Genomic DNA, 19172 nt, shown 5'->3' on the forward strand with positions numbered 1-19172 from the left:
TCATCGCCCCGAGGGGGAGCCACCCGTCATGTCGCAGCTGAAGCCGCTGATCGCCAAGGTCGCCGCCGGCACGGCGCTGTCCGCCGAGGAGGCGCGCGCCGCGTTCGACGTGATGATGTCGGGCGAGGCGACCCCGGCGCAGATCGGCGGCTTCCTGATGGCGCTGAGGGTGCGCGGCGAGACGATCGACGAGATCGCCGGCGCGGTCGCCACCATGCGGGCGAAGATGCTGCCGGTTGCGGCGCCCGACGGCGCGATCGACATCGTCGGCACCGGTGGCGACGCCTCGGGCAGCGTCAACATCTCCACCTGCTCGGCGATCGTCGCGGCGGCGGCGGGCGTGCCGGTCGCCAAGCACGGCAACCGCGCCCTCTCCTCGCGCTCGGGCGCCGCCGACGTGCTGACGGCGCTCGGGGTGAAGATCGACATCGGCCCGGACAAGATCGCCGAGTGCATCGCCGGTGCCGGCGTCGGCTTCATGTTCGCGCCGGCGCACCACAGCGCGATGAAGCACGTCGGCCCGGCGCGGGTGGAACTCGGCACGCGGACGATCTTCAACCTGCTCGGGCCGCTGTCGAACCCCGCCGGGGTCAAGCGCCAGCTGCTCGGCGTCTTCGCGGCCGCCTGGGTCGAGCCGCTCGCCCATGCGCTCGGCCGGCTCGGCACCGAACGGGCTTGGGTGGCGCACGGCTCGGACGGGCTCGACGAGATCACCGTCACCGGCCCGACGCGGATTGCCGAGCTGAAGTCCGACGGTACGGTCGCGATGTTCGACGTATCGCCCGAGGACGTCGGCCTCGCGCGGCACCCGGCCGGCTCGCTCGCCGGCGGCACGGCCGAGGACAATGCGGCCTCCCTGCGGGCGGTGCTCGCCGGGGCGCCGGGTGCCTATCGCGACGCGGTGCTGATGAATGCCGGCGCCGGCCTTCTCATCGCCGACAAGGTCGCGACCTATACCGAGGGCGTCGTCCTCGCCGCTGCGGCGATCGACGACGGCCGCGCCAGTGCTACGCTGGACAGGCTGGTCGCGCTTTCAAACGGATGACCCCGATGGCTGACACGACGATCGACATCCTCGCCCGCATCGAAGCCTACAAGCGGCTCGAGATTGCGGCGGCCCAGGCGGCCGCGCCGCTGGCCGAAGTGCGCGCCCGTGCGGAAAACAGCGGACCGGTGCGCGGCTTCTTCGCCGCGCTGCGCTCGCGCCAGGTGGCGGGCGGCATCGGCCTGATCGCCGAGATCAAGAAGGCGAGCCCGTCGAAGGGCCTGATCCGGCCCGACTTCGATCCGCCGGCGCTCGCCGCCGCCTATCAGGAGGGCGGCGCGACCTGCCTGTCGGTGCTGACCGACGGGCCGTCGTTCCAGGGCGCGCCGGAGTTTCTCGCCGCGGCGCGGGACGCCGGCACCCTGCCCGTGCTGCGCAAGGACTTCCTGTTCGAGACCTACCAGGTGTTCGAGGCGCGCAGCTGGGGCGCCGATGCGATCCTGATCATCCTCGCCGCCGTCGACGACGCGCTCGCCGCCGACCTCGAGGCGACCGCGCACGGACTCGGCATGGACGCGCTGCTCGAGGTGCACGACGAAGCCGAGATGGAGCGGGCGCTGAAGCTCGCCTCGCCGCTGATCGGCGTCAACAACCGCAACCTTCGCACCTTCGAGGTCTCGCTCGAGGTCACCGAGCGCCTTTCGAGCATGGTGCCGGACGACCGGCTGCTGGTCAGCGAGTCGGGGATCTTCACCCGGGCCGATCTCGACCGCCTCGCCGGCTCGGGCGTCAGCACCTTCCTCGTCGGCGAGAGCCTGATGCGGCAGGACGACGTCGCCGCCGCCACCCGCACGCTGCTCAACGGCTAGGCCCGCCGGCCGCAACATCCGGTGCGGCGCCGGGCCGAGCGATATATCGGATCGATCATGACGGACGACGCCCCTCGCCTCACCCATCTCGACGCGTCCGGCCGGGCGACCATGGTCGACGTGACCGACAAGGCCATCACCGACCGCACCGCGACCTGTGTCGGCTACGTGCGCATGCAGCCGGAAACGCTGGCGCTGATCGTCGCCGGCGGCCTCAAGAAGGGCGACGTGATCACCACGGCCCGGCTTGCCGGCATCATGGCGGCAAAGCGCACGCACGAACTGATCCCGCTCTGCCATCCGCTGGCGATCACCAGGATCGGCGTCGAGATCGAGCCGGACGACGCCCTGCCCGGCCTGCGGATTTCCGCCACCGTCCGCGTCGCCGGCCGCACCGGCGTCGAGATGGAGGCGTTGACGGCGGTCTCGGTGGCGGGGCTGACGATCTACGACATGGCGAAGGCGGTCGACCGCTTCATGGAGATCGGCGGCGTGCGGCTGACGCAGAAATCCGGCGGCCGCTCCGGCGACTGGACCGCGGACCACGCGACCGGCGCGGAGGGCTGACGCCATGGCGCTGGTTCCGGTCGAGACGGCGCGGGCGCTGCTGCTCCGCGACGTGATGCCCACCCCGGCCGAGCCGGTGGCGCTGGCCGATGCCGGCGGCCGCGTGCTCGCCGAGCCGATCGCCGCCAACCGCACCCAGCCGCCGTTCGACGCCTCGTCGATGGACGGCTATGCCGTGCGCGCCGCCGACATCGCGGGCGCGCCGGTAACGCTGCGGATGGTCGGCACCGCGGCGGCCGGGCACGGTTTTGCCGGTACGGTCGGCCCCGGCGAGGCGGTGCGCATCTTCACCGGAGCGCCGATGCCCGCCGGCACCGACACCGTGCTGATCCAGGAGAACGCCCGCGCCGGCGACGGCACGGTGGAGGCGCTGCAATCCGAGCCGCGCGGCCGCTTCGTGCGCCGGGCCGGGCTCGACTTTGCCGCCGGCGAGGTGCTGCTGCAGGCGGGACGGCGGCTCGACGAGCGCGCGCTGGCGCTCGCCGCGGCGATGAACCACGCGGTGCTGCCGGTGCGGCGGCGACCGAAGGTGGCGATCCTCGCCACCGGCGACGAGCTCGTCGCGCCGGGCGGCACGCCGGCGGCCGACCAGATCGTCGCCTCGAACGGCGCCGGTCTCGCCGCGCTGGTGCATGCTGCCGGCGGCGAGGCGGTCGACCTCGGCATCGCCCGTGACGACCTCGCCGAGATCGAGGCGCGAATCGAGACGGCTGCCGACGCGGATGTCGTCGCGCTGCTCGGCGGCGCCTCGGTCGGCGACCATGATTTCACCCGCGAGGCGCTGCAGCGGCGCGGCTTCACGCTGGATTTCTGGAAGATCGCGATGCGGCCGGGCAAGCCGCTGATGGCCGGACGGGCCGGCAACCGCATCGCCCTCGGCCTGCCGGGCAACCCGGTCGCCTCGCTCGTCTGCGGCCGGCTGTTCCTCGTGCCGCTGATCGACCGGCTGCTCGGCGGCGCCGGCGCCGCGCCCGCCACCCTGCCCGCCCTGCTCGGCCGCGACCTCGAGGCCAACGACCTGCGCGAGGACTACCTGCGCGCGACGCTCGACCGCGTCGGCGACACGCTGGTCGCGACGCCGTTCGCGGTGCAGGATTCCTCGATGCTGGCGCATCTCGCGAACGCCGATTGCCTGGTGGTGCGCGCGCCGTTCGCGGCCGCCGCAGCGGCTGGCGAGCCCTGCCGGATCATCCGGTTCTGAGCTGCGTTCAGGCCGTCGCGTCGAGCAGCGAATCGAACATGTCGCTCGCGACCTCGACCACCTTGGCGTTCGCCATATAGGCGATGCGGGCCTCGAGGATGTCTCCAAGGGCACCGGTGATGTCGACCGGCTCGGCTGGGTTCGGCGAGGTAAGAAACCGCCCGTCGGGACCGTAGAGCAGCGGGCTGCCCGCGGCGATCGTCTCGTCGTGCGGCAGCGCGACCGGGTCGTCGGTGCCGATGCGGGCAATTTCACCCGCGGCCTTCTCGAAGCGCTGCTCGGCAGCGCGCATGCCGGAAAACGCCGTCCCGATTGCAGAGAGCAGCATCGCGACCTCCCGTCCTGGGTTGGTACGCGGGCATCCTGCGGTGCGAGGCGCTAAGGCGGGGTTGCGGGAAAGCGTTGGATTTTAAGGGGTTTGGGGTGGGTTCTTGCCGTGGGCTCCCCCCTCCCTGTCCCTCCCCCGCTTCGCAGGAGAGGGGACGATGGGCGAGAGGGCGTTCACATAACGAAAGCGACGCCGAACCGAGGCGCTGATGAGGCGAGCACCTTCTCCTCCTGTGTCCCCTCTCCTGCGAAGCGGGGGAGGGACAGGGAGGGGGGAAACCCCACGGCACGATCCCCTCAATCGTCGTCCGAATAGCGCTGCTCGCGCCACGGGTCGCCGCGGTTGTGATACCCCCGCACCTCCCAGAAGCCCGGGGCGTCGGCACCGAGGAACTCGATGCCGCGCAGCCATTTGGCGCTCTTCCAGAAGTAGAGGTGCGGTACCACGAGGCGGACGGGGCCGCCGTGTTCGCGGGCGAGCGGCTTGCCCTCCCAGGCGTGGGCGAGCAGGGCGTCGGGGGCGGCGAAGTCCGCGAGGTCGAGGTTGGTGGTGTAGCCGTCGTAGCTGTGCAGCACCACGACCCGGGCGGCCTCGGTCGGCCGGCAGGCCGCCAGCAGGTCGCGGGTCGCGACGCCGTCCCAGGTGTTGTCGTAGCGCGACCAGGTGGTGACGCAGTGGATGTCGGAGAGGAAGCGGGTCTGGGTCAGCGCCATCAGGCCGGCCCAGTCGAGGCTCAGCGGCTGTTCGACCGCACCGCCGACATCGAGCCGCCAGCTTTCCGGCGTTACCGACGGCTTCACGCCGAGGTCGAGCACCGGCCAGTCGCGCACGAGATGCTGGCCGGGCGGCAGCCGCTCGGTGTCGGGGCGGGCGGCGCGGCCGGTGAGGAACTTGCCCTCGTCCGCCCAGCGCTGCTTGGTGGTGGTGAGCTTGCTGTCCGGCGGCAAGGTTTCGCGGTCGTCGGTCATCGGCGGCTCCCGGAATCTGCTAGGGGGCTACGGTGCCACGCAACGGGTGGCGAGACCAGCCTGCGGGGCGGCTGGCTGGCATGAGCGCCGTGGCGCCCTCGCCAGCCCGGTCATCTCGCCCTGTCACTTGCCCTTGTCGAACGGGTTGTCGCCGCCCTTCTTGACGTGCAGCCGGATCGGCACGCCGGGCATCTCGAAGCTGTCGCGCAGGCCGTTGACCATGTAGCGCAGGTAGCTTTCGGGCACGGCGTCGGGCCGGGTCGAGAAGATGACGAAGTGCGGCGGGCGCGTCTTCGCCTGCGTCATGTAGCGCAGCTTCAGCCGGCGGCCCGAAACGGCGGGCGGCGGGTGATGCTCGATCAGCGCCGACATCCAGCGATTGAGCCGGCCGGTGGAGACGCGGGTGTTCCAGAGGTCGTAGGCCTTGACGCAGGCGTCCATCAGCCGGTCGAGGCCCTGCCCCACGAGGCCGGACAAGGTCACGAGCTGCACGCCGCGCGCCTGCGGCAGCAGCCGGTCGGCCTCCTCGCGCAGTTCCTTCAGCTTGGCGGTGCGGTCCTCGATCAGGTCCCACTTGTTGAGCCCGATGACCAGCGCCCGGCCCTCGCGCACGACGAGGTCGGCGATCTGCAGGTCCTGCTTCTCGAACGGGATCGTGGCGTCGAGCAGCACGACCACCACCTCGGCGAACTTCACCGCGCGGATGCCGTCGGCGACGGAGAGCTTTTCCAGCTTCTCCTGCACGCGCGCCTTGCGGCGCATGCCGGCGGTGTCGAAGATCTTGATCTCGCGGCCGCGCCAGACCCAGTCGACCGAGATCGAATCGCGGGTGATGCCGGCCTCGGGACCGGTCAGCAGCCGTTCCTCGCCGACGAGGCGGTTGATCAGCGTCGACTTGCCGGCGTTCGGGCGGCCGACCACGGTGATGCGCAAGGGGCGGATCGGGTCGTCGCCGATCGTGTTGCCCTCCTCGTCGACGGGCACGCCGGTGATGGCGATGTCTTCCGGGCGCAGGCCGAGGTCGTCGTCGTCGCCCGCGATCTCGGCGGCGCCGGCCGCCTCGAACACCTCGCGCAGCGCCGAATAGAGGTCGGCCATGCCCTCGCCGTGCTCGGCGGAGATCGGCACCGGGTCGCCGAGGCCGAGCTCGAAGGATTCGTAGGCGCCGGCCATGCCGACCTTGCCCTCGGCCTTGTTGGCGACGAGGATCACCGGCGGCTTCGACCGGCGCACGATGTCGGCGAAGTGGCCGTCGAGCGGCGTCATGCCGACGCGGGCGTCGATGACGAAGAGGATCGCGTCGCATTCGGCGAGCGCGGCCTCGGTCTGCGAGCGCATGCGGCCCGCGAGACTTTCGGGATCGGCGTCCTCGAGACCGGCGGTGTCCATGATCGTGAAGCGCAGGTCGCCGAGCTTCGCGTCGCCGGAGCGGCGATCACGGGTGACGCCCGGGGTGTCGTCGACCAGCGCGAGTTTCTTGCCGACGAGCCGGTTGAAGAGCGTCGACTTGCCGACGTTGGGTCGTCCGACGATGGCGACGAGGGGCAGCATCAGCGTCTAGCTCCGTGCGTGGCCGCGGCACCGCCCGCGACGGAGAAACCGAACGCGGGCGGTGGGCGGCGATCAGTTGAACCCGGACAACGTGCCGTCGGCGCCGAGCACAACCAGCGTGCCCGAGGCCGAAACCGGGGCGATCGCCCCGGCCGTGCCGCTCGAAATGGTCGAGCCGATCTGTCCGGTCGCCGCGTCGACCGTGGTCATGTTGCCGTCGTTGGCGACGAACCAGAGCCGTCCGCCGGCGAGCAGCGGGCCGGCCCAGGTCGAGGCGCGCCGGGCATCGGCCGGGCGCGGCAGGGCGACCTGCCACAGCACGGTGCCGTTCGAGCGGTCGAAGGCAACGGCGCGGCCGTCGAGGTCGACGAGGAACACGGCGCCGCCGGAGACGACGGGCGTGTGCGCGCTGCCGATCGGCTGCTCCCAGATGGTCTCGCCGGTGGCGAGCCGGGCGGCGACCATGCGGCCGCCGACGCCGGTGGCATAGACGACGCCGTCGTGCACGACGGGGCTCGCCGAGGCGTCGCCGAGGCCGGCGACGGCCATCGTGCGGCTGCCGCCGGCGACCGTGAAGATCCACTTCTGCGCGCCGTCGGCGGCCGAGAGGCCGACGATGTCGCCGGACGAGGTCGGCACCACCACCGTGTCGCCGGCGACCGCCGGGCTGGCGGAGGCGAGCAGGCCGGCGGAAGACGCGGCGGTCTCGACGGTCCACGCCACGGCGCCGCTCGCCTGGTCGAGCGCAATGACGCCGTTGGTGCGGGTCACGACGTAGACCTTGCCGCCGGCGACGGCCGGGGCGGTGCGGGCCGGGGAATCGAGCTGGGCGGTCCACAGCGTCGCGCCCGAGGCCTGGTCGAGGGCGGCGACGGTGCTGAAGCCGGTCGCGGCGAAGATCCGCCCGCCGGCCGCGGCGACGCCGCCACCCGCCGCGACGGCGTCTTCGCCGGTCGGGCGCAGCGAGGTGCTCCAGGCGCGGCCGCCGCTCGACAGCGAATGCGCCGAGACGTTGCCGGCCGGGTCGTAGACGATGACCTGGCCGCCGGCGATGATCGGCCGCGCCGAGACGCGCAGGCCGGAGCCGCCGAAGCCGAACGAACCGGCCGAGCCGGGCTGACCGGCACGGACGCTCCAGATGCGCGAGCCGCCGCCGGAGAAAGCGACGTTGCCCGGATCGTTCGAGGCGTTGCCGCCGGGCTGGGTCCAGTCGCCGAGCGCCGAGGCCGCGCCGACGGGCGCGGTGCGGTTGGTGGCGGTCAGCGTCGGGTCGCCGTTCGGCAGAACTGCGCGCCGCTCGCCCGGCAGCCGGGTTTCCGCCGGCTTGAAGGGATTGAGGTCGCCGACCGAATCGATGCCGTCAGAGCCACAGCCGGCAAGGCCGACCGCGGCGATGGACAGGAACAGGATTGCACTCCGACGCACGCTTGACCGTCCTTCCGCTGAATGACCCGGCCGGCTCAAGATCCGGCTCCTTCGGCGTCGCCGCCGGCACTGCCCATGCCGACCGTGCCGATCACGATGTCCATCAGGATCTGCGCCCGCGAGCGGACGTCGGCCGGCGTCGTCTCGTCGTCGAGCAGGTCGGAGAGATGGGTACGCGCCTCGTCCCAGCGCGCGGCTCGCACGGCGGCGAGGCCGGCGATCTCGCGCGCGGCGGCCCGCCAGGCGTTGCCCTCGGCGAGCAGCGGCGCGAGACGCGCCGAGACGGCGTCATAGTCCTCGATGTCGACGGCGATCATCGCGGCGCGCAGCCGGGCGAGATCGCGCAGGTCGGTGGAGAGCGACCCGTCGTCGATCAGCTGCTGCCAGGCGCCGAGCGCGCCTTCGGTCTCGCCGGCCGCGGCGCGTTCGCTCGCGGCGCGGAAGCGGGCGAGCACGGCATAGCCGGCCGGAGCCTCCGACGAGAAGGCGAGCAGCGCCGAGGCGGCATCGGCATTCGAGCCTTCGTCGCCGAGCTTGATCGCGTCGAGGTATTTCGAGGCCGCCGCCACCGACTGCTGCTGCTGCCAGTAGTCGTAGCCGCGCCAGCCGGCGGTGCCGACGACGACCAGCACCGCGACCGCGATGACATAGGCACCATAGGACCGCCAGGCGCGGTTAAGCCGCTCGCGGCGAAGGTCTTCGGAGACTTCGTTGAAGAGATCGACCATCGACGTGCCCTGCCCCATGACGCGCAACCCTGCGATCCAGGGCGGCGGTGGGGATCTGCTTCCCCGATGAATTCTTGTCCGGCCGGCGCACCGGCCCGGTATCACTGGCGTTTACAGCTTTTGCCCGCATCCGCCAACTGCACAAACCCGCAATTCGTCATGTGCGCGCGGTGACCCTCAGGCGACCGGGCTGACGCCGATCAGCCATTCGTGCAGGAACAGCACCGTCGCGACATAGAGCGCGAGGCCGGCGACCACCGCGATGACGTCGTTGCGCGTGCTGCCACCGGTGACGACCGGTGCGGTCGCCCGCCGCTTCACCGAGATGCGGTCGACCACCGCCCAGGCGAGCACCGTTCCGAACAGCAGCAGATCGGCCAGCGTGCCGTTGACGAGAAGGTGGGCGAAGGCCCAGATCTTCACCGACGCGAGCATCGGATGCTTCACCTTCGCCTTGATGCGGCCGGGCAGATAGGTCGCCAGCAGCAGCGGGAAGACGAACAGCATGAGGGCGAGCGAGAAATGGCGCAGGCCCGTCGGCGGCACGTAGAGCACGACGGGATCGAGCCGCGCGATGCCGTAGCCCCAGATGATCAGCAAGAGGCCGAGCGCCGAGACCAGCGAATAGACGCCGCGCCAGCCGCCGGCGCCGAGGCGGGCGATGCCGCGCTCGCGCAGGTCCGGTGCGAAGATCTGCACCGAATGCACACCGAGAAAGATCAGGAGCCCGAGTATCAGGATCGTCACGGCGTCACCTCGGGTTGCGGACGGGCAGCGGGGCCGGCGGGCCGGCTCGTGCGGGCGGGGCGAAGCCGGCCCGGAAATCCGGTGCCGCGCCGCGCCCCGCCCGCGGGGATTGGTCAGGCGGCGATGTCGGCCGCGACCTTCATCGAGACGATCTTGTCGGGATCACGCACGGGCTCGCCGCGCTTGATGCCGTCGACGACGTCCATGCCCTCGATCACCGCACCCCAGACCGTGTACTGGCGGTCGAGGAAGCGGGCATCGTCGAAGCAGATGAAGAACTGCGAGTTGGCGCTGTTCGGGTTCTGCGCCCGGGCCATCGACGTGGTGCCGCGGACGTGCGGCTCGGCGTTGAACTCGGCCTTCAGGTCCGGGTACTTGGAGCCGCCGGTGCCGGTGCCGTGCGGGCAGCCGGTCTGGGCCATGAAGCCCTCGATGACGCGGTGGAACACGATGCCGTCGTAGAAGCCTTCGCGGGCGAGCTTCTTGATGTGGGCGACGTGACCCGGCGCGAGGTCGGGACGCATCGCGATGACGACGGTGCCCTTGGTCGTCTCGAGGACGAGCGTGTTCTCGGGATCCTTGATATCGGCCAAGTCGGCCTCCTCTTCTTCGTTCTTCGTAACGTCCGGCGCCGCAGCGCCGTGGCGGTCAGTCGATGTCGGCGGCGATCTTCATCGAGACGATCTTGTCGGGATTGGTGGGCGGCTCGCCGCGCTTCACCTTGTCGACGAACTCCATGCCCGAGACCACCTCGCCCCAGACCGTATACTGCCCGTCGAGGAAGCGCGCATCATCGAAGCAGATGAAGAACTGTGAATTCGCGCTGTTCGGGTCCTGGGTACGCGCGGCGCCGATCGTGCCGCGGACGAAGGGGGTGTTGGTGAACTCGGCGGGGACGTCGGCGAGGTCGGAGCCGCCCATGCCGGTGCCGGTAGGATCGCCGGTCTGGGCCATGAAGCCCTCGATGACGCGGTGGAACACGATGCCGTCGTAGAAGCCGCTGCGGGCGAGTTCCTTGACGCGGGCGACGTGCTGCGGCGCGAGGTCCGGGCGCAGGGCGATGACGACGCGGCCATAGGTCAGCTCCAGGTAGAGCGTGTTCTCGGGGTCGGCGGCCTGGGCGCGCGCCTGCGGCGCGATCGCCAGCAGCGCCAGCGCCAGCGCGGCGATGAAGGTGCGGATCATTCTCGATTGTCTCCTGGATGGGCCCCCTGGCCGGACGGCGGATCTGTTGCGATCCGCGTCAGGCCGGCGGGAGGGTCAGGTTGCGGGCGACGTGCGGCGGAACCAAGGCGTCAAGCGGCCCGCCGAGCGCCGCCACCTGCTTGACGAGACTGGAGGCGATATGGCGCACATCGGCGCTCGCGACCAGGAAGATCGTATCGATGTCCGGGGCGATGGCCCCGTTCATGCCGGCCATCTGCGTCTCGTAGTCGAGGTCGGAGCCGTTGCGCAGGCCGCGCACGATGGCGCTGGCCCCGGCCCGGCGCGCCGCCTCGACGACGAGGCCGTCGAAGGTCGCCACCTCGATCCGCGCGCCGACCTCGGCCGGCAGGGTGGCCAGCGCCTCGGTCAGCATCGCGACGCGCTCGGCGGGTGCGAAGCGGGCCGACTTCGAATGATGGGCGCCGACGGCGACCACGACGCGGTCGAACAGGCCGGCGGCCCGCCGGATGATGTCGAGGTGGCCGAAGGTGACCGGGTCGAAGGAGCCCGAATAAAGCGCTGTCGTCATGCGGCATGGATAACGAAACCTAACCCGGGCCACAAGCGCGGGAAATTTCGCGGCCTGTCATGGCGATCTCTGGCGGAAAGCCGGGCTGCGCGTCCCGTAAGCCGGTATCGGGAGACACGGCACGACGTCGCAACCTCCCGTCAACGTAAACAAGGCCTCTCCCCCGGCGTCCGGATCCAAGGCGACCCATTCACCATCGCTTAAGGCTTGATTCAGATTCGAGTCATAGCGTCGAACGGTCCGCTTCCGATTGACGGTCCTGCGTATCCGGGCCGGAGGAGCGAAACAGAAGGTTGAAGATCATGCGCGTGTCCCCCTCCATGATCCGAGCCCGCCGGCTGGGCGCTCTCTGCCTCGCCATCGCCGCCGCCGCATCGACGGTCGGCGCCGCCTCCTACGAGTGGTCCTTCGCGCCGAAGGGCGACCGGGTCGTCTCCGCCGCCGATTGCCGCGGCGCCTTCATCGACGCGGTTGCCTGCGAAGGCACCGAACTGCCGGTCTACGCCACCGGCCTCGCCGAAGTCGCCCCCGGCGTCTCCGCGGTCGTGCGTATCGCCAACTGAGGCACGGGCGGCGCGCCCGCCCACCCCATCGGCCCCGGTTTCGACAGTGCCCGCAAGTCGTCGGACGATGGTCCGTGTCGATCACGCACGAATTGAACACAGCGTGATTGGAACAAACGGACTTGCATCTCCATTTCTGTTGCAGAGCGAAGGAAGACACGAGTGTCGCGTCTTCCGCCAACTCCAAATTTGATCGTTGCGCGAAGAGCGGACGACGTCACGCGGGAGGTTCGACGATGCGTACGCAGACCGGCCTTGTCATGCTCGGGTGTCTTGTCTCGATCGGCTTCGCCGCCGTCGGTTTCGCCGTCGCCGCCAACGCGGAAGCGGTTCTCGCCTCCGATATGGACAACTTCAGCGGCAAGTCGGACCGGATCGAGATCCCGGTCGATGTGCCGGTGTCGAAGTTCGTGACGATCGGTGCGACCGACGTCGATTCGCAGGCGTCGATCCTGCTGCGCTACGAAGCGCCGCGCGTCGCGGGCTCGTAAGGGCCAACGTCGTCGCGTCTCCCTCGATATTCCCCATAGCCAGACCCGATCAGGTCCGGCCTCCAAGGGCAAAGGCCCGGCACGCTCCACCCCCGTGCCGGGCCTTTGTCGATTCCGATCAATGAACTGCCGAAGTCCGCTGAGGTTGTTAGCGAACGGCAGCGAGGATCACTCCTCGCCGGGTTCCTCGTCGACTTCCGAGATCCGCTCGACGGAGACGACCTTCTCGCCGGCCGCCGTGTGGAAGATGCGAACGCCCTTCGACGCGCGGCTCGCGAAGCGGATGCCGTCGACCGGCACGCGGATCAGCTGGCCGCCGTTGGAGACCAGCATCAGCTGGTCGCTGGCGTCGACCGGGAAGGCGGCGATCAGGTTGCCGATTTCCTTCAGCTTGGTGTGGTCGGTCGCCTTGATGCCCTTGCCGCCACGACCCGTGACGCGGAAATCATAGGACGAGGTGCGCTTGCCGAAGCCGAGTTCGTTGACGGTGAGCACGAACTGCTCCGCCCCGCCCATTTCCGCATAGCGCTTCAGCGACAGGGCGATCTCGCCCTCCCCTTCGACCATCTCCTCGGGCTCGGCCGCGGCCGGCTCGTCGGAATCGGCGTCCTCGCCCATGGCGGCGCGGCGGGCGGCGCCCGCCTGCTTCAGGTACTCCGAACGCTCGGCCGGGTTGGCGTCGAGGTGATTCAGGATGCACATCGAGATGACGGTGTCGCCATCGCCGAGGGCGATGCCGCGCACACCCATCGAATCGCGGCCCTTGAAGACGCGGACGTCGCCGACCTCGAAGCGGATGCACTGGCCGAGTGCGGTGGTCAGCAGGACGTCGTCACGCTCGGTGCAGGTCTCGACCGAGACGATGCCCTCGCCGTCGTCGAGCTTCATCGCGATCTTGCCGTTGCGGTTGACCGAGACGAAGTCGGACAGCTTGTTGCGCCGGACTGTGCCGCCGGTGGTGGCGAACAAGACGTCGAGCGTCGCCCAGGCGGCCTCGTCCTCGGGCAGCGCCAGGATCGAGGTGATGCGCTCGCCGTCCTGCAGCGGCAGCAGGTTCTTGAAATACTTGCCGCGCGACTGCGGGTTGCCGATCGGCAGCCGCCAGACCTTCATCTTGTAGGCGATGCCGCGCGAGGAGAAGAACAGCACCGGCGTGTGGGTGTTGGCCACGAACAGCCGGGTGACGAAATCCTCTTCCTTGGTCGACATGCCCGAGCGGCCCTTGCCGCCGCGGCGCTGGGCGCGGTAGGCGGAGAGCGGCACGCGCTTGATGTAGCCCTCGTGGCTGACGGTGACGACCATGTCCTCGCGGGCGATGAGGTCCTCGTCCTCCATATCCGCGTCGCTCTCGGTGATCTCGGTGCGTCGCGGCGTCGCGAACATCTCCTTGATCTGGCCGAGCTCGTCGCGAATGATGCCCTGGATCCGCTCGCGCGAGCGCAGGATCTCGAGATACTCGCGGATCTCCGCCGCGAGCTTCTCGAGCTCCTCGGCGATCTCGTCGCGGCCGAGCGCGGTGAGGCGCTGCAGGCGCAGGTCGAGGATGGCGCGGGCCTGTTCCTCGGAGAGGTGATAGGTGCCGTCCTCGGCGACGCGGTGGCGCGGATCGTCGATCAGGCGAATCAGCGGCTCGATGTCGGCCGCCGGCCAGGCGCGCTCCATCAGCTGCGTGCGCGCGGTCGCCGGGTCCGGCGCGGTGCGGATCAGGCGGATCACTTCGTCGATGTTGGCGACGGCGATCGCGAGGCCGACGAGGACGTGGGCGCGGTCGCGAGCCTTCGCCAGCAGGAACTTCGTCCGCCGGCTCACCACCGTCTCGCGGAAGGCGATGAAGGCGACGAGCACGTCCTTCAGGCCGAGCAGTTCCGGCCGGCCGCCGTTCAGCGCCACCATGTTGACGCCGAAACTCGTCTGCAGCGGCGAGAAGCGGTAGAGCTGGTTCAGGATCACGTCGGCGACGGCGTCGCGCTTCAGCTCGATGACGACGCGCATGCCGTCGCGGTCGCTCTCGTCGCGGATGTCGGAGATGCCCTCGATGCGCTTGTCGCGCACCAGATCGGCGATCTTCTCGATCATCGTCGCCTTGTTCACCTGATACGGGATCTCGGTGATGATCAGCGCGTCGCGATCCTTGCGGATCTCTTCCACCGCCACCTTGCCGCGCATCACCACCGAACCGCGCCCGGTGAGATAGGCCTGGCGGATGCCGGAGCGGCCGAGGATCAGGCCGGCGGTCGGGAAATCCGGGCCGGGCACGATGTCGATCAGGTCCTCAACCTCGATCGCCGGATCGTTCATCACCGCGATGGTGGCGTCGATGATTTCGCCGAGATTGTGCGGCGGAATATTCGTCGCCATGCCGACGGCGATGCCGCCGGCGCCGTTGACGAGCAGGTTCGGGAAGCGCGCCGGCAGGACGGAAGGCTCGCGCTCCGAATTGTCGTAGTTCGGCGTGAAGTCGACGGTGGCCTTGTCGAGGTCGGACAGCAGTTCGTCCGTGACCCGCTCGAGCCGCACCTCGGTGTAGCGCATCGCCGCCGCGGGATCGCCGTCGACCGAGCCGAAGTTGCCCTGGCCGTCGATCAGCGGCAGCCGCATCGAGAACGGCTGCGCCATGCGCACCAGCGCGTCGTAAATCGACTGGTCGCCGTGCGGATGGTACTTACCGATCACGTCGCCGACGATGCGGGCCGACTTGCGGTAGGGCTTGTTCCAGGCGTAGCCGTTCTCGTACATCGAGAACAGGATGCGCCGGTGCACCGGCTTCAGGCCGTCGCGCACGTCGGGCAGCGCGCGGCTGACGATCACGCTCATCGCGTAATCGAGATAGCTCCGCCGCATTTCATCTTCGATGGAGATCGGCCGGATGTCCGAGGGATGCGCCCCCGGCATGGCGGGCGGAGGCGTCGTCTTGTCGTCGTCTGCCAAAAGGATGCTCGTCGTTTGGGCCGCCGGTCAGCGCCGAGGCGGCAGGAACGCTCAACGTAAACGTGACTTCTAGCCGATTCCGTGGGCTGCGGCCACCCTTCGGGCGGGGTTTGGGGGCGTGCCGCGGTGCCGCCCCCTCCCTGTCCCTCCCCCGCTTCGCAGGAGAGGGGACGATGGGCGAGAGGGCGGTGGTCCCATTCACGTTTCGCCGAAGCGAGGGCCTATCGGTGATGGCGCCCCATCCTCCTGCGTCCCCTCTCCTGCGATAGCCGAGGGAGGGACAGGGAGGGGGCACCACACGGCACGGCCCCCACCTCACCCGACGATCTGCACCCGTCCGTCCTTCATGCCGCCGAGCTTGGCGAGCTGGGTGAGGCGCTTCTTCAGGCGGTCGCCGTCGATCAGGGCGAGCGCGGCGGGCACCTTCAGCACCAGCCGGTCGCCGTCGGTGTCGAAGCTGGTCGCCGGGACGACGCCGGGCATCGAGGCGGAGATCAGGTAGGCGACGCGCAGGGCGGCGCCCAAGGTGCGGGCGCGCTCCTTGACCCGCGTCGAGGCGAGCTCGCGGATGCGCGGGCCGACGGCCTCGTCGACGATGCCGATGTGGCGGAAGTAGTTCGACAGGGCGAGATAGGCGCGACCGGGATGGTCGATGCCGATGAACGAGCCGTGCGCGACGATGTTGAGGCTCTGCTCGCCGCGATAGTCGGGGTGGGCGCGCCAGCCGATATCGGAGACGAGGCAGCCGGCGGCGCGCAGGCGGGCCTCCTCCGGGGTTTCCTCGATGCCGAGCGCTGCAAAGGCGTCGGCGGTCCAGTCGATCAGTTCCTCGGCGTGGCGCGGCGAGCGCGAGCGGAGGTAGGCGAGTTCGGCGCAGGCCTCGAGCAGCGGATCTTCCGCCTGCTCGGCGGGGTCGAGCAACTCGTAGAGATGGCCTTCGCGGACGCCGAGCGCCGAGATCACCACCTCGGACGGGCGCAGCACGCGCAGCACCTGCTCCAGCACCAGCGCGCCGAACGGCAAGAGGCCGCGGCGCGACTTCGAGACGACGCCGATCTGGTCGATGCTTTCGGGATCGCGCCGGGCGACGATGCGCGAAAACTCCAGCGCCTCGTCCGCCGCGATCGAGTAGTGGTGCATGACGTGGAGCGGGTAGCCCTTCTCGAACATGTGCAGCCGGGCGAGCGAGCGCCAGGTGCCGCCGACGGCGTAGAACGGCTGGCCGGCCCCGCCCATCACCTCGCCGGCGCCGGCGAGCGCGGCCTCGACGAGCTTTTCGGCCTTCCGGATCGAGCCCTCGGCATCCTCCTCGAGGCGGATGCCGCCGAGCGGATAGGTGCGCCCCTCGCCGATGGCGCCCTTGTCGAGCGCCACGAGTTCGAGGCTGCCGCCGCCGAGGTCGCCGACGACGCCGGTGGGCTTCAGGAAGCCCGAGACGACGCCGAGCGCCGACAGACGCGCCTCGTCGGCCCCCGACAGCAGCGTCACCGGGACGCCGCAGATCGACTCGACCGCGTCGAGGAAGTCCTTGCCGTTGGCCGCGTCGCGCGCGGCGGCGGTGGCGAGGATGTGCACCTCGACGCAGCGACCCTGGTCGGCGAGGAACTTGAAGCGCCGGATCGCGTCCAGCGCCGCGGTTACGCTGTCGCCGGCGAGCTTGCCGGTCGCGCCGATGCCGCGGCCGAGCCCGGCGAGCACCTTCTCGTTGAAGAGCACCGAGGGTGTTCGGGACAGCCGTTCATAGATGACGAGGCGAACGGAGTTGGAGCCGATGTCGATGACGGCGATCGGGCCCCGGCCGGCAAGCCGGCCGGGCGCGCGCGGCCCGTCAAGAGCGTCGGCGACGACGTAGGATCGGTTTTGGAGAATCGGTTTCAAGAGACTGTCCACGACCCGAAAGCGATGGGTTCGTCATGAAGTACTGATGGGCGTTGAAGGGCTCTTCGCCCTCCTCCGGTACGATGCGTTCATGCGAACCGTCGGACAGGAGCCGCCAGCTCTGCTGATTGTCGCGCAAGCTCGCCATCATGATCTGGTCGACCACCTGGTCGTGCACGGTCTGCGTCGTCAGTGGCACAAGGGTCTCGACACGCCGGTCGAGGTTCCGAGGCATCATGTCCGCCGACCCGATGTAGACCTTGGCGCGCTCCGACGGAAGCCCGTGGCCATTTCCAAAGCAGAATATCCGGCTGTGCTCAAGGAAGCGGCCGACGATGGAGCGGGCGCGGATGTTCTCCGAAAGCCCGGGAACGCCGGGCCGGAGGCAGCAGATGCCGCGGATCACGATGTCGATCTGCACGCCGTTGTTGCTGGCGAGATAGAGCCGGTCGATGACCTGCGAATCGACCAGCGAGTTCATCTTCAGCCAGATCTGCGCCGGCCGGCCGGCGCGGGCATGCTCGATCTCGGCGTCGATGTTGGCGAGAATCGTCTGGCGCAGCGATAGCGGCGAGACGCTGATCGCCGACAGCTTCTGCGGCTCGGCATAGCCGGTGATGAAGTTGAAGATGCGTGCGACGTCGTGGCCGATGGTCTTGTCGGCGGTGAAGAACGACAGGTCGGTGTAAACCTTGGCCGTGATCGGGTGATAGTTGCCCGTGCCGATGTGGCAATAGGTGGCGAGACCCTGCGGCTCGCGCCGGACGACCATCGACAGCTTGGCGTGGGTTTTGAGCTCGATGAAGCCGAACACCACCTGCACACCGGCCCGTTCGAGGTCGCGCGCCCAACGGATATTGGCTTCCTCGTCGAATCGCGCCTTCAGCTCGACCAGCGCCGTCACCGACTTGCCGGCCTCGGCCGCCTCGATCAGGGCGCGGACAATCGGGCTGTCGTTCGAGGTGCGGTAGAGCGTCTGCTTGATCGCGACGACGTCGGGGTCGAGCGCCGCCTGCCGCAGGAACTGCACCACCACGTCGAAGGTCTCGTAGGGATGGTGGACGAGGATTTCCTTCTGGCGGATAGCGGCGAAGCAGTCGCCGCCGTGCTCGCGGATGCGCTCGGGGTAGCGCGGCGTATAGGGCGGGAACTTCAGGTCCGGGCGGTCGAGGCTGACGAGCTGGCCGACCTCGTTCAGCGCCAGCGCGCCCTCGAACAGGAACATCTCGTCCGGCGAGGTGCCGATCGCCTGGGCGACGAAATTGCGCAGTGCGACCGGCGTCGCCGCCTCGAACTCGAGCCGGATCACCGAGCCGCGGCGGCGGCGCTTCAGCGCCGTCTCGAACAGGCGGACGAGATCCTCGGCCTCTTCCTCGACTTCGAGGTCGGAGTCGCGCACCACGCGGAAGGCGCCCTGCCCCTTCACCGTGTAACCCGGGAACAGCCGGTTGGTGAACAGGCTGACGAGGTGCTCCATGATCATAAAGCGCGCGACGCCGGGCTCCTCGGGGCGATCCGGCAGCCGCACGAAGCGCTCGATCTTCGAGGCCATGCGGATCAGCGCCGTCATGCGCTGGCCGTCGCGGTTGCGCTCGAGGTCGAGCGCCAGAGTGAAGCCGAGGTTCGGGATGAACGGGAACGGATGCGCCGGGTCGATGGCGAGCGGCGTCAGCACCGGGAACACCGAGGCGAGGAAGTAGTCGTCGATCCAGGCGCGTTCCTCGGCGTTGAGGTCCTCGGCCGCGGTGATGACGATGCCGACGTTGGCGAGTTCGCCGAGCAGCCGCACCCAGCGTCGCTGCTGCGACGCTGCCAGCGCGGAGGCGCCCTCGGAAATGCGCGCGAGTTGCTCGGCCGGCGTCAGCCCGTCGTCGGAGCGCGTGGTGATGCCCTCGCGGATCTGGCCCTTGAGGCCGGCGACGCGGACCATGAAGAATTCGTCGAGGTTGTTCGCCGAGATCGACAGGAAGCGCAGCCGCTCCAGCATCGGGTGCCGCTCGTTGTCGGCCTCCTCGAGCACGCGCCGGTTGAAGCCGAGCCAGGACAGCTCCCGGTTGATGAAGCGCTGCGGAGAGGTGGTGATGTCGTCGCGCGGCTCGGGCGCAGCGTCGGGCGGTGCCGGCAACGCGGACTTGGTCTCATCATCCAGCGGGGCCGCCTCGGGCAGGTCCATCATCAATCCTCGTATCCGCAAACTCCACGATACTC

18 protein-coding genes are annotated in these 19172 nt (G+C 69.8%); 6 read left to right on the forward strand and 12 right to left on the reverse strand.

Going from position 1 to position 19172, the window contains the following annotated elements:
- Positions 1 to 28 precede the first annotated feature (28 nt).
- The 4 genes from trpD to I5731_RS19030 are packed head-to-tail and all read left to right on the forward strand — an operon-like array spanning position 29 to position 3622.
- Positions 29 to 1045, forward strand: a complete 1017-nt coding sequence (gene trpD, locus I5731_RS19015; RefSeq protein ID WP_197312992.1) for an anthranilate phosphoribosyltransferase — start codon at positions 29 to 31, stop codon at positions 1043 to 1045.
- Between the two features lie 5 nt (positions 1046 to 1050).
- Positions 1051 to 1854, forward strand: coding sequence for an indole-3-glycerol phosphate synthase TrpC (gene trpC, locus I5731_RS19020; protein ID WP_197312993.1), 804 nt, complete (start codon positions 1051 to 1053; stop codon positions 1852 to 1854).
- Positions 1855 to 1911: 57 nt separating this feature from the next.
- Positions 1912 to 2421 (forward strand): cyclic pyranopterin monophosphate synthase MoaC, encoded by a 510-nt coding sequence (gene moaC, locus I5731_RS19025; protein ID WP_197312994.1) that lies wholly within the window; start codon positions 1912 to 1914, stop codon positions 2419 to 2421.
- A 4-nt stretch (positions 2422 to 2425) separates the two neighbouring features.
- The gene (locus I5731_RS19030; protein WP_197312995.1) at positions 2426 to 3622 is read left to right on the forward strand and encodes a molybdopterin molybdotransferase MoeA; all 1197 of its coding nucleotides are present in this window, start codon (positions 2426 to 2428) and stop codon (positions 3620 to 3622) included.
- 7 nt (positions 3623 to 3629) lie between these two features.
- Here I5731_RS19030 and I5731_RS19035 read toward each other — a convergent pair whose 3' ends face one another.
- The 9 genes from I5731_RS19035 to coaD all read right to left on the reverse strand — a co-directional run bounded on the left by I5731_RS19035 (position 3630) and on the right by coaD (position 11104).
- Positions 3630 to 3950 (reverse strand): hypothetical protein, encoded by a 321-nt coding sequence (locus I5731_RS19035; RefSeq protein WP_197312996.1) that lies wholly within the window; start codon positions 3948 to 3950, stop codon positions 3630 to 3632.
- A 296-nt stretch (positions 3951 to 4246) separates the two neighbouring features.
- Positions 4247 to 4918 carry a sulfite oxidase-like oxidoreductase gene (locus I5731_RS19040; RefSeq protein ID WP_197312997.1) on the reverse strand — a complete coding sequence of 224 codons (672 nt, stop codon included), beginning with the start codon at positions 4916 to 4918 and terminating at the stop codon, positions 4247 to 4249.
- A gap of 123 nt (positions 4919 to 5041) precedes the next feature.
- Complete coding sequence (gene der, locus I5731_RS19045) at positions 5042 to 6469, reverse strand: ribosome biogenesis GTPase Der (RefSeq protein WP_197312998.1); 1428 nt, start codon at positions 6467 to 6469, stop codon at positions 5042 to 5044.
- A 72-nt stretch (positions 6470 to 6541) separates the two neighbouring features.
- A complete protein-coding gene (locus I5731_RS19050; RefSeq protein ID WP_197312999.1) occupies positions 6542 to 7894 on the reverse strand; it encodes an outer membrane protein assembly factor BamB family protein in 1353 nt (450 codons plus the stop codon).
- 35 nt (positions 7895 to 7929) lie between these two features.
- Positions 7930 to 8640 carry a tetratricopeptide repeat protein gene (locus I5731_RS19055; RefSeq protein ID WP_197313000.1) on the reverse strand — a complete coding sequence of 237 codons (711 nt, stop codon included), beginning with the start codon at positions 8638 to 8640 and terminating at the stop codon, positions 7930 to 7932.
- Positions 8641 to 8799: 159 nt separating this feature from the next.
- Entirely contained in the window at positions 8800 to 9369 is a 570-nt protein-coding gene (locus I5731_RS19060; protein ID WP_197313001.1) for an NnrU family protein, read from the reverse strand.
- A gap of 113 nt (positions 9370 to 9482) precedes the next feature.
- Positions 9483 to 9953, reverse strand: coding sequence for a peptidylprolyl isomerase (locus tag I5731_RS19065; RefSeq protein ID WP_197313120.1), 471 nt, complete (start codon positions 9951 to 9953; stop codon positions 9483 to 9485).
- Positions 9954 to 10017: 64 nt separating this feature from the next.
- On the reverse strand, positions 10018 to 10554 hold the full coding sequence (locus I5731_RS19070; protein WP_197313002.1) for a peptidylprolyl isomerase: 537 nt from the start codon (positions 10552 to 10554) through the stop codon (positions 10018 to 10020).
- 58 nt (positions 10555 to 10612) lie between these two features.
- Entirely contained in the window at positions 10613 to 11104 is a 492-nt protein-coding gene (gene coaD / locus I5731_RS19075) for a pantetheine-phosphate adenylyltransferase (RefSeq protein ID WP_197313003.1), read from the reverse strand.
- Positions 11105 to 11424: 320 nt separating this feature from the next.
- On the opposite strand from coaD, the gene I5731_RS19080 reads away from it, so the two are divergent.
- The gene (locus I5731_RS19080; RefSeq protein ID WP_197313004.1) at positions 11425 to 11667 is read left to right on the forward strand and encodes a hypothetical protein; all 243 of its coding nucleotides are present in this window, start codon (positions 11425 to 11427) and stop codon (positions 11665 to 11667) included.
- A gap of 236 nt (positions 11668 to 11903) precedes the next feature.
- Positions 11904 to 12158 carry a hypothetical protein gene (locus tag I5731_RS19085; protein WP_197313005.1) on the forward strand — a complete coding sequence of 85 codons (255 nt, stop codon included), beginning with the start codon at positions 11904 to 11906 and terminating at the stop codon, positions 12156 to 12158.
- Between the two features lie 168 nt (positions 12159 to 12326).
- Here the strand turns inward: I5731_RS19085 and gyrA are convergent, their stop codons facing one another.
- From gyrA to I5731_RS19100, 3 genes are all read right to left on the reverse strand, one after another.
- The gene (gene gyrA, locus I5731_RS19090) at positions 12327 to 15050 is read right to left on the reverse strand and encodes a DNA gyrase subunit A (protein WP_197313121.1); all 2724 of its coding nucleotides are present in this window, start codon (positions 15048 to 15050) and stop codon (positions 12327 to 12329) included.
- 351 nt (positions 15051 to 15401) lie between these two features.
- Entirely contained in the window at positions 15402 to 16955 is a 1554-nt protein-coding gene (locus tag I5731_RS19095) for a Ppx/GppA phosphatase family protein (protein WP_197313122.1), read from the reverse strand.
- On the reverse strand, positions 16915 to 19140 hold the full coding sequence (locus I5731_RS19100; protein WP_197313006.1) for an RNA degradosome polyphosphate kinase: 2226 nt from the start codon (positions 19138 to 19140) through the stop codon (positions 16915 to 16917). The genes I5731_RS19095 and I5731_RS19100 overlap by 41 nt, the downstream gene beginning before the upstream one ends.
- Positions 19141 to 19172: the final 32 nt, after the last annotated feature.

It is taken from the genome of Methylobrevis albus (assembly GCF_015904235.1).
Classification (GTDB): Bacteria; Pseudomonadota; Alphaproteobacteria; order Rhizobiales; family Pleomorphomonadaceae; genus Methylobrevis_A; species Methylobrevis_A albus.